This is a genomic window from Staphylococcus sp. HMSC055A09, from assembly GCF_001809655.1.
GTDB lineage: Bacteria > Bacillota > Bacilli > Staphylococcales > Staphylococcaceae > Staphylococcus > Staphylococcus capitis.
The window spans coordinates 1-14,229 of sequence record NZ_KV798353.1 but is presented as its reverse complement, the minus strand read 5'-3'; the positions used below and the strand labels follow the sequence as shown (position 1 = coordinate 14,229).

Here is a 14,229-nt window from a genome sequence, read left to right as displayed (position 1 = left end):
TGCTAAGAGAATAAGGCACTGGGGTCTTTAAATATATTAATCATTCTTAAGATGTTGTGATTGAGTAGAATTTTTACGTTTTTTATTTTTAATCATCAAAGCAGTTACCCATGCAGTTATTGGAATACTGAGTGCAACTGCAATGCCTCCTAGTAATATCGACACAAATTCTTGAGCGAAAATTTTAGAATTAATAATATGTCCAAAAGAATAATGTAATTTAAAGAACCAGAAAAATAAAGTTAATTGACCCCCAAAATATGCTAAATAAATAGTATTGGCAGAAGTAGCTAAAATTTCTCTACCTACTCGCATGCCAGAAGTGAATAGTTGTCTTTGATTTAGTTCCGGATTGGTCTCGCTTAATTCATACATTGGTGAGCTAATTGTAATGGCTAAATCGATTACAGCGGCTATAACAGCCAAAACGATTGTAAAAACCATAAACTCTATCATATCAATACCAATATTCATTGAATACACATATGTTTCATCTTGTTGTTCTGTCGCAAACCCTTGAAGATGACCTACCTTAACCGATAGGAAAATAACTAGTATCAATATGAGTGTCGTAATTATTGTACCGATAAATGCTGCTTGTGTTTTAACGTTATAACTATTTAACACGAATAAGTTCACAGCAGCAATAACTATGCAGAAGATAAAAGTTACTAAGTAAATCGGTACACCAAAAATTATTAAAATGATACTAATAATAAGTATGATGAAGTTTAAAAATAGTGTGAAGAAAGAAATGAGACCTTTTTTTCCTCCGAAAATTATCATTAGCACCAAGAGTAATAAGCCTAAAATTGTTATCGCACTCATTGTTTAGCACCTCTCAATTTTAGCAATACTTCCATTAATGCAATGGTAATAGGAATTGTTAACACAATGCCTATGCCACCTGTCATGGCTCTAGCAACTTCTAATGACCAATTCATTGAAATGGTGTAAGTGATTGTATTAGCATTTTTCAAATAAATTAGAAACATTGGTAAACTTCCAGACAGATAAGAAAAAAGTAAGATGTTGGTCATTGTACCCATAATATCTTGGCCAATGTGACGTCCCGCAAGCGCCCAACGACCCATTGTTATATTTGGAGTACGTTGAAGAATTTCATACATTCCACTTGAAATCGTAATGGCTACGTCCATAATAGCTCCGAGCGTTCCAATTAAGACGGAAGCGAGAAAGACGTCTTTAGGAGGTAGTGTAAGGAAGGTCATAGTTTCATACTTAATCCCGTTACCACCTGTCATTTTAATCACTAATTCTGTAATTCCAACGCAAAGAAATGTACCAATGAGTGTACTTACTATTGTGACGAGTGTACGCATGTGCCACCCAGTTACAAGTAATAGGGTTAACGTTGTCGAGACAATAATCGCGATCGTCATTAATAGGAATAAGTTGATTTGCCCATTTTGATTGTGTATATAGATTGCCCCTATGACGGCAATTGTATTGATGATTAGTGATAATATTGATTGTAAGCCAACTTTTTTACCAACGATGAGTACTGTGAGTAGGAAGATTCCTGTTATTGCCACAACCAAACCATCACGTTTTTTCTCTATAATATTGGCATCACTAGGTTTCTTAGAAATATGTAATAACACTTTGTCATTTTTGGAAAATGACTCCGAGTCCGCTTGAGATTTTACATATTGGTGGTCAATCGTTGCTGTTTGACCTTTAAATTTACCATTCAAAATTTCTAAAGTGAGTTTTTCTTTATATTTAATATCTTTATTGTGTTGTTCATCCGTAATTTTTTCAGTGTGAATAGGATGTACATTTGTAATTTTTCCTATCGGCATATTGTAAAATTTATCGTTAAAAAACGTAAATATAAATAAGCCAAGAAAGATGCAACAAAAAATTATAATCATCCAACTGAAAGGCTGTTTAAAAAAAGATTTGAACTGCATATTTGAACCTCAATTCTCAATTTAGTGTATTAAATTGACATAGTGATTATACGCCCATTAATCAATGATTACAAAAATTTATAAAATGAGTTAATTGAATGATTCGTCGGATTTTATAAATAAAGCGAGTGTGATTAACGATGTGTTCAACTAAAATTGAGCCGTTTGATTAATCATAGTATGAATATAATGCCATACTAAATCTATATCTTTTTTCTTATTATCATATTTAGTGATGGCGCATATTGTTCTTTTTAATTCAGTATGTGAAAGAGGGATTTGGACCCAATCTTCGCTTTCGTTAAGATGAATATTTTCATTGCTAATAATAAATCCTTTATTTTGACGCACGAGATACTGAGCAAGTTGTTTATTCGATAATGTATACACATTTGCTTTAATTAATTGTTCGAGTTTCTTTTTTATTGAGTTGGCGAAAGGCATGAGACAATATAATGATTCATTTTCAAGTTGAGTTAAAAGGGGTTGAGTTGTCAAAGTAATGGGATGGTCTTTAGGCGCATACATATGATATTTCTCTTCGAATAAAGGTGTGACATGAAGTTCTGTCTGTGTTGTTATATCCTTAGTCATTTCAATAAGCCCTATATCGAGTTGGCCCGAATTTACTCGATCTACAATGTGATTATGTTTCAAGAGTTGCGGCGTTATAATACTCTCACTTTGTTGCTCAAAGGATTGTACTAGTGGCAACATCATTTGTGAAATGTCGCCTTCTTCGTAACCAATATAAATCGTCCGTTGATCTGTAGAAGCTTGCTGTTTGAATAATTGAATCGTGTGGTCCATTTGTTTGAGAATTTGAGTAGCTTGAGACATGAGTTTCTTTCCCTCGGAGGTGAGGATGATATTCCTACCACTTCTTTTAAAAAGGGTTACGTTCAACTCTTTCTCAAGTTGTGTGATTTGACGACTTACCGCTGACTGCGCAATGTTTAATTCTAAAGCGGCATCTGATATATGTTCACGACGTGCCACTTCTACAAAGTATTTAAGTTGTTTAATCTCCACAATAGCCACTCCTTATTAATTGACGAAAAATTCTAAAATTTAAAATGGTATAAGTGTATTATAGCAGTAATTTGAGTAATTGTTCTATTTTTTAGATGAGTTATATCTAATTTATATATTGAACAGATAAATATATTACATTATAGTAATTATTATTAAACTAAAATTGTCAGAAAATTCTAATAAGAGGAGTGTGCATCATGTACAATGAGAAATTAAAAAAAGGTTTATATGATTATCGTGAAGAGCATGATGCGTGTGGTATTGGATTTTATGCCAATATGGATAATAAAAGGTCTCATGATATTATTGAAAAATCTTTAGAAATGTTACGTCGGTTAGACCATCGAGGTGGCGTTGGTGCTGACGGTATCACTGGTGATGGTGCGGGCATAATGACTGAAATTCCATTTAAGTTTTTTGATCAATTAGATGAAATTAATATTCCCGGCGAAGGTAACTATGCTGTGGGATTATTTTTTTCTAAAGAAAAAGTTAAAGATTCGATTCATGAACCCATTTTTAACTCATATTTCGAAAATGAAGGTTTCAAAGTTATTGGTTATCGAGATGTCCCTGTAAATACTAATGCGATAGCTAAACATGTTGCTGATACAATGCCTTACATTCAACAAATCTTTGTAGATATTAGAGGCGTTGAACATGTTGAAAAACAATTATTTTTAGCGAGAAAACAGATTGAGAGATATGGAGAAGAGCAATCACTGGAGTTATATTTCACAAGTTTATCCAAGAGGACAATTGTTTATAAAGGTTGGTTACGCTCTGATCAAATCAAAGAATTATATTTAGATCTTCAGAATGAAACGTTTCAATCTAAATTAGGATTAGTGCATTCAAGATTTAGCACAAATACTTTTCCCAGCTGGAAACGTGCACATCCTAACCGAATGCTCATGCATAATGGTGAGATTAATACAATTAAAGGTAATGTGAATTGGATGAGAGCACGCCAAAATAAATTGGTTGAGACGTTATTTGGAGATGAAAAAGATAAAGTTCATTTCATAGTAGATGAAGATGGAAGTGATTCAGCTATTGTGGATAATGCGCTTGAGTTTCTTTCATTGGCTATGGAACCTGAAAAAGCAGCAATGTTATTGATTCCAGAACCTTGGTTATATAACAAAGCTAATGACAAAAATGTGCGTGCTTTTTATGAATATTATAGCTATTTAATGGAACCATGGGACGGTCCAACGATGATTTCATTTTGTAACGGCGATAAAATTGGTGCGCTTACAGATAGAAATGGTTTACGTCCAGGCCGCTATACGATTACTAAAGATAACTTTATTGTATTTTCTTCTGAAGTTGGTGTAGTTGATGTGCCGGAAGAGAATGTCGCTTTTAAAGGACAACTTAATCCAGGCAAATTGTTACTCGTCGACTTTTTACAAAATAAAGTAGTCGAAAACAATGACTTAAAGGCAGATATAGCTAGCGAATTACCTTATCAACAATGGTTAGAAACATTTAAAATTGATGATCGCTTTGATCGAATAGATTATGAGCCGTCTGATTGGGATGAACATACGTTATTTCGTCTGCAAAAGCAATTTGCCTATACTAAAGAAGATATAAATAAATACATGGTTGATTTAGTTAGTAGCAAAAAGGATCCTATTGGAGCGATGGGGTATGACGCACCAATTGCTGTTCTTAATGATAAGCCAGAATCATTATTTAATTATTTTAAACAATTATTTGCGCAAGTCACTAACCCTCCTATCGACGCTTATCGAGAGAAGATTGTAACGAGTGAAATGTCATATTTAGGTGGAGAAGGTAATTTACTTCATCCTGATGAGACAGCGCTACAACGTATTCAATTGAAGAAACCTGTTATTACTGAGGCACAACTTGCTTCCATAGACTCAAGTTGCTTCAATGTAACCCATCTATCAACGGTGTATACAGGGGAGCTTGAAAGTGCATTAAACTCACTTGGAGAACAAGCAATTGAAGCAGTAAAATCCGGTGCTAAGATTATTGTGCTAGATGATCAAACACTTGTCTCACAGGAAGGTTATGCGATGCCAATGTTACTTGCTCTTAGTCATGTTCATCAGTTACTGATACGTGAAGGATTGCGAATGGATACAAGTCTTGTAACTCTAACAGGTGAAACTAGAGAGGTACATCATGTGGCATGTCTACTTGGATATGGTGCTAATGCAATCGTACCTTATCTTGCGCAACGTACGATTGAACAATTGACACTTAAAGGACAGTTATCTGGTTCAGTAATTGAGAACGTAGAAACGTATACACGCGTATTATCAGAAGGTGTCATAAAAGTTATGGCGAAAATGGGAATTTCAACTGTGCAAAGTTATCAAGGGGCGCAGATTTTTGAAGCAGTTGGATTATCTCAAGATGTTATAGATCGTTATTTTACTGGAACACAGTCAAAAATATCTGGAATAAGTATTGAACAAATCGACAATGAGAATAAAGCGCGACAAAGTAATGCAACAGATTACTTAGAATCAGGTAGTACATTTCAATGGAGACAACAAGGTCAACATCATGCATTTAACCCTCGTACAATCTTTTTACTACAACATGCTTGTAGAGAAAATGATTATGAACTGTTTAAAGAATTTTCAGAGGCAGTCAATGATAAACGTACAGATCACATACGTCATCTGTTAGAGTTTAAAAAACAAAAAGCCATTGATATTAGTCGTGTGGAGCCGGCAAGTGAAATTGTGAAAAGGTTTAATACTGGTGCTATGAGTTATGGTTCAATTTCAGCTGAAGCGCATGAAACTTTGGCACAGGCGATGAATCAAATTGGTGGTAAAAGCAATAGTGGTGAAGGCGGAGAAGATCCGTCTCGATATGAATTGCAAAAGGATGGAAGTAATAAGACGAGCGCAATTAAACAAGTTGCGTCCGGACGATTTGGTGTAACGAGTGATTATCTCCAACATGCAAGAGAGATTCAAATCAAAGTAGCACAAGGCGCTAAACCAGGGGAAGGTGGACAATTACCAGGGTCAAAGGTCTATCCGTGGATAGCTGAAACAAGAGGTTCAACGCCGGGTATAGGATTGATTTCTCCTCCACCACATCACGATATTTATTCTATAGAAGATTTAGCTCAACTTATTCATGATTTAAAAAATGCGAATAAAGAAGCGGATATTGCAGTTAAATTAGTTTCTAAAACAGGTGTAGGAACCATCGCTTCAGGGGTAGCTAAAGCATTCGCCGATAAGATAGTCATTAGTGGTTATGACGGAGGTACTGGGGCTTCACCAAAGACCAGTATTCAACATGCTGGAGTTCCTTGGGAAATAGGATTAGCGGAAACACATCAAACATTGAAATTAAATCATTTACGTAGTCGAGTGAAGTTAGAAACAGATGGTAAGTTACTCACTGGAGTAGATGTAGCGTACGCTTGTGCGCTTGGAGCGGAAGAGTTTGGATTTGCGACAGCCCCACTTGTTGTATTGGGATGTATCATGATGCGTGTATGTCACAACGATACATGTCCAGTAGGAGTTGCTACGCAAAACAAAGATTTACGTGCGCTATTTACAGGTAAGGCGCAACATGTAGTCAACTTTATGTATTTCATTGCTGAAGAACTACGAGAAATTTTAGCTTCTCTAGGTCTAGCGACAGTAGAGGAGTTAGTAGGTAGAACAGATTTACTACAGCGTTCTTCTAAGTTAACTTCTGGAAGCAAAGCTGCAGCAATTCAAATAGAGAATCTTATCGAACAGTCTGAAGGACCTAATACGAAACAAATAATGCAAGATCATCACTTAGATATCGGCTTTGATTTGAATTATCTATATCCAGATGCTAAGCACAGTATTCAAAATGGACATTCATTCACAGGAAGTTATGTGGTCAACAATGAACAAAGAGATGTAGGCGTTATCACAGGTAGTGCCATTGCACGTCAATACGGAGAAGAAGGCCTTCCTGAGGATACAATATTCGCTTATACAGAAGGGCATGCCGGCCAAAGTCTTGCTGCTTATGCGCCACACGGTTTGACGATTCATCATACTGGTGATGCGAATGACTATGTAGGTAAAGGTTTATCAGGTGGAACAGTTATTGTTAATGCGCCAAATGAAGAGCGAGAACAAGAAATTATCGCAGGTAATGTAAGTTTTTATGGAGCATCAAGAGGAAAAGCTTATATAAATGGTAAGGCGGGAGAACGTTTTTGTATTAGAAATAGTGGCGCTGATGTTGTGGTAGAAGGTATTGGAGACCACGGACTAGAGTACATGACTGGTGGACATGTCATTATTTTAGGAGATGTTGGTAAAAACTTTGGCCAAGGTATGAGTGGCGGCGTAAGTTATATCTTCCCATCAAGTATTGAAGAATTTAAAAAGGTCAATGCACTAGAAACTCTTGAATTTAGTGAGGTTCGCTATGATGAGGAAAAAGCATTAATTAAAGAGATGCTTGAAGCGCATTATAAACATACACGTAGTACGAAAGCACGACAAATTTTGAATCAATTTGAAAATGTAAGCCAATATGTAGTGAAAGTCATACCGAAAGATTACAAATTGATGATGCAAAAAATTGATTTACAAAAACGACGAATAGAACAAGTAGATGAAGCGACACTCGCAGCATTTTATGATGATAGGAAAAGTATTGAAGAAGAATTACAACCAGCAGTAGTTTATTAAAAAAGTGGGGGATAATCATGGGCGAATTTAAAGGATTTATGAAATATAATAAACAGTCTTTATCAGAATTGTCTTTGGTAGATCGTCTTTCTGGTCATGATGCGTTTCAACAACGCTTTACTAAGGAAGATGCCTCCGTTCAAGGTGCACGCTGTATGGATTGTGGCACACCATTTTGCCAAACAGGACAGTTATATGGAAGAGAAACTATCGGCTGTCCTATTGGAAATTATATACCAGAGTGGAACGATTTAGTATATCATCAAGACTTTAAAACGGCTTATGAAAGATTGAGTGAGACAAATAATTTTCCGGAATTTACTGGACGTGTATGCCCCGCGCCATGTGAGAATTCTTGTGTTATGAAAATCAATAGAGAATCCGTTGCAATTAAAGGTATTGAGCGTACTATTATAGATGAAGCTTATGATAATGGTTGGGTTAAACCAAAGTATCCTGAAGAACGTAAAGAGCAAAAAGTTGCAATAGTAGGAAGTGGACCTGCAGGACTTACAGCTGCTGAAGAACTCAACATTAAAGGGTACCAAGTGACCGTGTTTGAAAAAGCACATGAACCAGGTGGCTTATTAATGTACGGTATCCCAAATATGAAATTAGATAAAGATGTAGTACGTCGTCGTATAGCGTTAATGAAAGAGGCAGGTATAGAGTTTAAAACAAGTGTTGAGATTGGCGTTGATATTAGTAAAGAAGAGCTTGAAGATGCATTTGATGCAATTGTTTTATGTACGGGTTCGCAGAATGCGAGAGATTTACCTTTAGAAGGACGTATGGGCTTTGGTATTCATTTTGCAATGGATTACCTAACTGAACAAACACAATATCTCAATGGAGAAATTGATGAAGTTTCTATTACTGCTAAAGATAAAAACGTTATTATCATAGGTGCAGGTGATACAGGCGCCGACTGTGTAGCGACTGCATTGCGTGAAAACTGTAAATCAATCGTACAATTTAACAAGTATACTAAGCAGCCTGAAGAAATTACCTTTGAAAGTAATACATCTTGGCCTTTAGCCATGCCTGTATTTAAAATGGATTATGCGCATAAAGAATATGAAGCAAAATTTGGTAAAGAACCAAGAGCTTATGGGGTACAAACAATGCGCTATGATGTAGATGGTCTTGGTCGTGTGAGAGGATTGTACACTCAAGTGCTGCAAGAGACATCTGAAGGCATGGTAATGTCAGATGGTCCAGAACGTTTTTGGCCAGCTGATTTAGTCTTATTATCAATTGGTTTTATAGGAACAGAAACAACTATTCCTCATGCGTTTGGTATTAAAACTGAACGTAATAAAATAGTTGCTAATGACATTGACTTCCGAACTAATCATCCTAAATTTTTTGCAGCTGGAGATGCTCGTAGAGGTCAAAGTTTAGTCGTATGGGCAATCAAAGAAGGTCGCGCTGTAGCACGATCTGTTGACCAATATTTAAATAAAAAAATTCTGGTGTAGACACAAAATAATTATATTGACTTTTAATGAACGCTATTATATGATTGTTATTGTGTTCATTGGAGGAATACCCAAGTCCGGCTGAAGGGATCGGTCTTGAAAACCGACAGGGCCTTAACGGGCCGCGGGGGTTCGAATCCCTCTTCCTCCGCCATTAGAATTAAAATCCAAGACTAATAGATATAAAAGGCAAGTACTTATTTTAATGAGTATTTGCCTTTTTTATTTTGCTTTTACCCTCCTCTAACTGAATTGCTCATACATACAAATAGAATTTTTTTAAATTTATCGATTTTTATATATTAGCAATGTGCCTATCATTTCGAAATTTTGAGTTCATTAAAAGAGTAATCTAAACTCATATATAAGTTGTTGATGAAATTTTTACGCTTGCAAAGGGATATGAAATTATAGTATTATAAATCTTACCGTGCTAGGTGGGGAGGTAGCGGTTCCCTGTACTCGAAATCCGCTTTATGCGAGACTTAATTCCTTTGTTGAGGGCGCATTTTTGTGAAGTCTGCCCGAAGCACGTAGTGTTTGAAGATTTCGGTCCTATGCAATATGAACCCATGAACCATGTCAGGTCCTGACGGAAGCAGCATTAAGTGGATCCTCATATGTGCCGTAGGGTAGCCGAGATTTAGCTGTCGACTTCGGTAACGTTTATGATATGCGTTCGATACAAAGGTGCACGGTATTATTATGAGATTTAAGCAAATATCACATAGATAAAAGGCTGGGACATATCAGATTGTCGTAGCCTTTTTTATTTTGGCAGTAGTTAACTGATCTGGAAATATGTTTGAACCGAGCTTCTCATACTTCTAAACAACTTTGTCAGCTAGCCTCTACTAGAGATGAATTATAAAAAATTTTATATACAAACCAAGTTGGAGTGGGATAGTGAAATTAATTTTTTACAAATTTAAATTTCTATCCCACTCTTCTTTCATTAAATAGATTAATTTTCAATAATTTGTTAAGGTTATAACGAACTAAGCAAATAATATATAACGTGTATTGATATATCATTAAAAAGTTGATAGAAAAATTGGAGGATACATGCAAATATTTTTAAGTACTTTAACTGAAGTTGATTATGAACGATCACTTGATAGCATTGAACAAAATTATGATCAAGACCCAGAGATGAGTTGGAAAGAACGTGCCAGAGTTAAGAATCTCAGAAAATCCGAGAATTATAATTCTGAATTAGAAGTTATTGCTAAAAATGATACGAACGATGTCATTGGCCATGTCTTATTAGGAGAAATTTTATTAGTTTCTAATAATCATCAAACTACTGCACTAGCAGTTGGAGCTTTATCAGTACAACCAGATGTGCGTGAACAAGGACTAGGAAAAGCTTTAATGCAAGCAGTAGAAGAGCGTGCCAAAGCTGAAGGGTATCCAGCAATTTTTGTTCATTGCTATACTGAATTTTTCAATCACATAGGATACGTTGATGCGAAACAATACGATATTGTTATGGAAGAATTAGGTAACGATGATACCTTAAGTGTGAAATTTTTAACTTCAGACATAGCATCACTTCATGGTATGACTGTTATGTTACCTGAAGTATTTGATTAATTTTTTCATTGAAAAGAATTGTTACGAACATGATATAATGATGAGTAATTGTTAATGGAGGTGTTACAGTGGATTACCAAGCTTTGTATCGAATGTATAGACCGCAAAGTTTCGATGATGTTGTTGGACAAACACACGTCACGAAAACGTTACGTAATGCCATCTCTAAAGGTAAACAATCACATGCTTACATTTTCAGTGGACCCAGAGGAACTGGGAAGACAAGTATCGCAAAAGTGTTTGCCAAGGCGATTAATTGCCTTAATAGCGATGATGGAGAACCTTGTAATGAGTGTGCGATTTGTAAAGGTATTACTCAAGGTACAAATTCTGATGTGATTGAAATTGACGCGGCGAGTAATAACGGTGTGGATGAGATTAGAAATATAAGAGATAAGGTGAAATACGCACCAAGTGAATCCAAATATAAAGTATATATTATAGATGAGGTACATATGTTAACGACGGGGGCGTTCAACGCCTTACTTAAAACTTTGGAAGAGCCTCCTAGTCACGCGATATTTATTCTAGCGACTACAGAACCACATAAAATTCCTCCTACTATTATCTCTCGAGCACAACGTTTTGATTTTAAAGCGATTAGTATGGATCAAATTGTAGACCGCCTAAAGTTCGTAGCTGAATCACAGTCACTAGAGTATGACAATGCAGCATTAGAATTTATTGCTAAAACTTCAGAAGGTGGTATGCGTGATGCTTTAAGTATCATGGATCAAGCGATTGCTTTTGGGGACGAGCGTTTGACACTACAAGATGCGTTAAACGTGACTGGTAGCGTTGATGAAGCGGCATTAAATGATTTGTTCAAAGATGTTGTTGAGGGGAATGTCAAAGAAGCTTTTGGTAGATATCATCACTTTATTTCAGAAGGAAAAGAAGTGAATCGACTTATTAACGACATGATTTACTTCGTTAGAGATACGATAATGATAAAAACATCAAATGAATCAATTGAATATGATGCTTTAGTTAGTTTTGAATTAGACACACTATATCGTATGATTGATATCATTAATGATACACTTGTTTCAATTCGTTTTAGCGTTAACCAAAACGTTCATTTTGAAGTGTTACTAGTTAAACTTGCGGAAATGATTAAAGCGCAACCACAGACTGTTCAGAATATGGCTACAACAGCTGTAGCTACTGAACCTGATAATGATGTACTGCTTCAACGTATGGAGCAACTTGAAAATGAATTAAAAACACTGAAAGCGCAAGGTGCTTCGAATAGTGGTCAAACACAACAACCGAAGAAACCTACACGTACAGTTCAACGCTCTAAAAATGCATTTTCAATGCAACAAATAGCTAAAGTATTAGATAAAGCTAATAAAGAAGACATAAAATTATTAAAAGACCACTGGCAAGAAGTGATTGATCATGCTAAAAGTAATGACAAAAAATCATTAGTAAGTTTACTCCAAAACTCAGAACCAGTGGCAGCGAGTGAAGATCATGTGTTAGTTAAGTTTGAGGAAGAGATTCATTGCGAAATTGTAAATAAAGATGATGAAAAGCGTAACAATATAGAGAGTGTAGTTTGTAATATAGTAAATAAAACGGTAAAAGTCGTTGGTGTACCTTCGGATCAATGGTTAAGAGTTAGATCTGAATATATTCAAAATCGTAACGCTAATGGTGAAAATAACAGCGAGTCAGGAGAGGCACAACAGCCAGCACAAGTTGATGTGGCCCAAAAGGCTAAAGATTTATTTGGTGAAGAAACAGTACATATGATAGACGAAGACTGATACATGACAAGCAATATATTCGTATGTATAATATAATAAAAGCTAATTTTTAATAGAGACTGTTTAATTTCAAGGAGGAAATGATATTATGCGCGGTGGCGGAAATATGCAACAAATGATGAAACAAATGCAAAAAATGCAAAAGAAAATGGCTCAAGAACAAGAAAAATTAAAAGAAGAACGCGTTGCTGGAACAGCTGGCGGCGGTATGGTTACTGTAACAGTTACTGGCCATAAAGAAGTTGTAGATGTAGAAATTAAAGAAGAAGCTGTAGATCCAGATGACGTTGAAATGCTTCAAGATTTAGTATTAGCTGCTACTAATGAAGCGATGAATAAAGCTGACGAGTTAACTCAAGAACGTTTAGGTAAACATACTCAAGGCTTAAACATCCCTGGAATGTGATAACACATGCAATATCCAGAACCAATTTCTAAACTTATAGACAGTTTTATGAAACTGCCAGGCATTGGACCTAAGACGGCTCAACGTCTGGCTTTTCATACTTTAGATATGAAGGAAGACGATGTTGTTCAATTTGCTAAAGCATTGGTAGATGTTAAAAGAGAACTTACTTATTGTAGTGTTTGTGGTCATATCACTGAAAATGACCCTTGCTACATTTGCCAAGATAAGCAACGTGATCGTTCGGTCATTTGTGTTGTTGAAGATGATAAAGACGTTATAGCGATGGAGAAAATGCGCGAGTATAAAGGTTTATATCATGTTCTACATGGTTCGATATCACCAATGGATGGTATAGGGCCAGAAGATATTAACATCCCAGCATTAGTTGAGCGACTAAAAAGTGATGAAGTTAAAGAACTTATTTTAGCAATGAATCCCAACTTAGAGGGAGAATCTACAGCAATGTATATTTCGAGATTAGTGAAGCCAATTGGTATTAAAGTAACACGTTTAGCACAAGGACTATCGGTTGGTGGAGATTTAGAATACGCAGATGAAGTTACGTTATCTAAAGCGATTGCTGGTAGAACCGAAATGTAGATTTAAAATTAATAAGAACGGGCTATAAATACCCAAAGGAGTAATAGCGCAAAGATGTTGTGAATTAGAAATCATCTTTGTGCTTTTTATTTTAATAATAGGGATTCTATAGATTCATGTTTTTGGTGTAAATTCTCAGCTAAGTTTTCCAAGAGTTGCTTATATGTGATTTTTAAATAGCATACGTAATTGGTTAGTAATTAAGGGGGTGAAAATTTTAGATATATTATAAGTTTAAATTTTATGTCCTTGAGTTTTTCCTAAATAAGAGGAAATAATTCATTAAACGTAGCGTAGAGAGGATAATGCATTTATGTTTTATAACTAAAACGGCTGACATTATTAAAGTAGTTGAGACTATGAAACAATAATGAAGTAACTAACTTCAAAAAAAATAAAATTTCTTTAAAGTTTGTGAAATGGCTATAGTAAGATTGTATAATTTATCGCAAAGTTCATTTTTGTCTCTAAAAACGATAGTTATTTCGATATAAAATCATAAAGTTCGGTTATTGGAGGTATAGTGTAGTGATTTTGTTAAGCTAGTGTAAATTTTACTGTTGTTAAAACTCTCTAAAGCCTGTATAGTATTTATTTGTTGAGCGAAACAAATCAACTTAATTCTAAAAAAAGACAATAAAATTAATTATAAAAAGTTATTGACTTCATTATCAATAAAGCGTATAATTAATTCTTGTCGGT

9 protein-coding genes, 1 tRNA gene and 1 other RNA gene are annotated in these 14,229 nt (G+C 35.2%); 8 read left to right on the top strand and 3 right to left on the bottom strand.

All coding sequences use genetic code 11. From position 1 onward, the window contains the following. Nucleotides 1-36 precede the first annotated feature (36 nt). The 3 genes from HMPREF2642_RS01290 to gltC form a co-directional block, all read right to left on the bottom strand. Nucleotides 37-828, bottom strand: coding sequence for a YibE/F family protein (locus HMPREF2642_RS01290; RefSeq protein WP_030061236.1), 792 nt, complete (start codon nucleotides 826-828; stop codon nucleotides 37-39). Beyond that, nucleotides 825-1,937 (bottom strand): YibE/F family protein, encoded by a 1,113-nt coding sequence (locus HMPREF2642_RS01285; RefSeq protein ID WP_030061234.1) that lies wholly within the window; start codon nucleotides 1,935-1,937, stop codon nucleotides 825-827. Before HMPREF2642_RS01285 ends, HMPREF2642_RS01290 begins: the two co-directional genes overlap by 4 nt. Nucleotides 1,938-2,087: 150 nt before the next feature. Beyond that, on the bottom strand, nucleotides 2,088-2,969 hold the full coding sequence (gltC, locus tag HMPREF2642_RS01280; RefSeq protein ID WP_049428473.1) for a glutamate biosynthesis transcriptional regulator GltC: 882 nt from the start codon (nucleotides 2,967-2,969) through the stop codon (nucleotides 2,088-2,090). Nucleotides 2,970-3,169: 200 nt separating this feature from the next. Between gltC and gltB the strand changes: the two genes are divergently transcribed. The 8 genes from gltB to recR all read left to right on the top strand — a co-directional run bounded on the left by gltB (nucleotide 3,170) and on the right by recR (nucleotide 13,527). Beyond that, nucleotides 3,170-7,666 (top strand): glutamate synthase large subunit, encoded by a 4,497-nt coding sequence (gene gltB / locus HMPREF2642_RS01275; RefSeq protein WP_070474320.1) that lies wholly within the window; start codon nucleotides 3,170-3,172, stop codon nucleotides 7,664-7,666. Nucleotides 7,667-7,683: 17 nt separating this feature from the next. After that, a complete protein-coding gene (locus tag HMPREF2642_RS01270) occupies nucleotides 7,684-9,147 on the top strand; it encodes a glutamate synthase subunit beta (RefSeq protein ID WP_023349874.1) in 1,464 nt (487 codons plus the stop codon). Between the two features lie 61 nt (nucleotides 9,148-9,208). Beyond that, nucleotides 9,209-9,301: transfer RNA gene (locus HMPREF2642_RS01265), tRNA-Ser, on the top strand. Nucleotides 9,302-9,575: 274 nt separating this feature from the next. After that, nucleotides 9,576-9,845: signal recognition particle sRNA large type (ffs, locus tag HMPREF2642_RS01260), an RNA gene on the top strand. Between the two features lie 367 nt (nucleotides 9,846-10,212). After that, a complete protein-coding gene (locus tag HMPREF2642_RS01255) occupies nucleotides 10,213-10,743 on the top strand; it encodes a GNAT family N-acetyltransferase (protein WP_030065378.1) in 531 nt (176 codons plus the stop codon). A 68-nt stretch (nucleotides 10,744-10,811) separates the two neighbouring features. Next, the gene (gene dnaX / locus HMPREF2642_RS01250; RefSeq protein WP_030065376.1) at nucleotides 10,812-12,518 is read left to right on the top strand and encodes a DNA polymerase III subunit gamma/tau; all 1,707 of its coding nucleotides are present in this window, start codon (nucleotides 10,812-10,814) and stop codon (nucleotides 12,516-12,518) included. An 88-nt stretch (nucleotides 12,519-12,606) separates the two neighbouring features. Beyond that, nucleotides 12,607-12,924, top strand: coding sequence for a YbaB/EbfC family nucleoid-associated protein (locus HMPREF2642_RS01245; protein ID WP_002434018.1), 318 nt, complete (start codon nucleotides 12,607-12,609; stop codon nucleotides 12,922-12,924). A gap of 6 nt (nucleotides 12,925-12,930) precedes the next feature. Next, nucleotides 12,931-13,527 carry a recombination mediator RecR gene (gene recR, locus HMPREF2642_RS01240; protein ID WP_002434514.1) on the top strand — a complete coding sequence of 199 codons (597 nt, stop codon included), beginning with the start codon at nucleotides 12,931-12,933 and terminating at the stop codon, nucleotides 13,525-13,527. The last annotated feature ends 702 nt before the right edge of the window (nucleotides 13,528-14,229 follow it).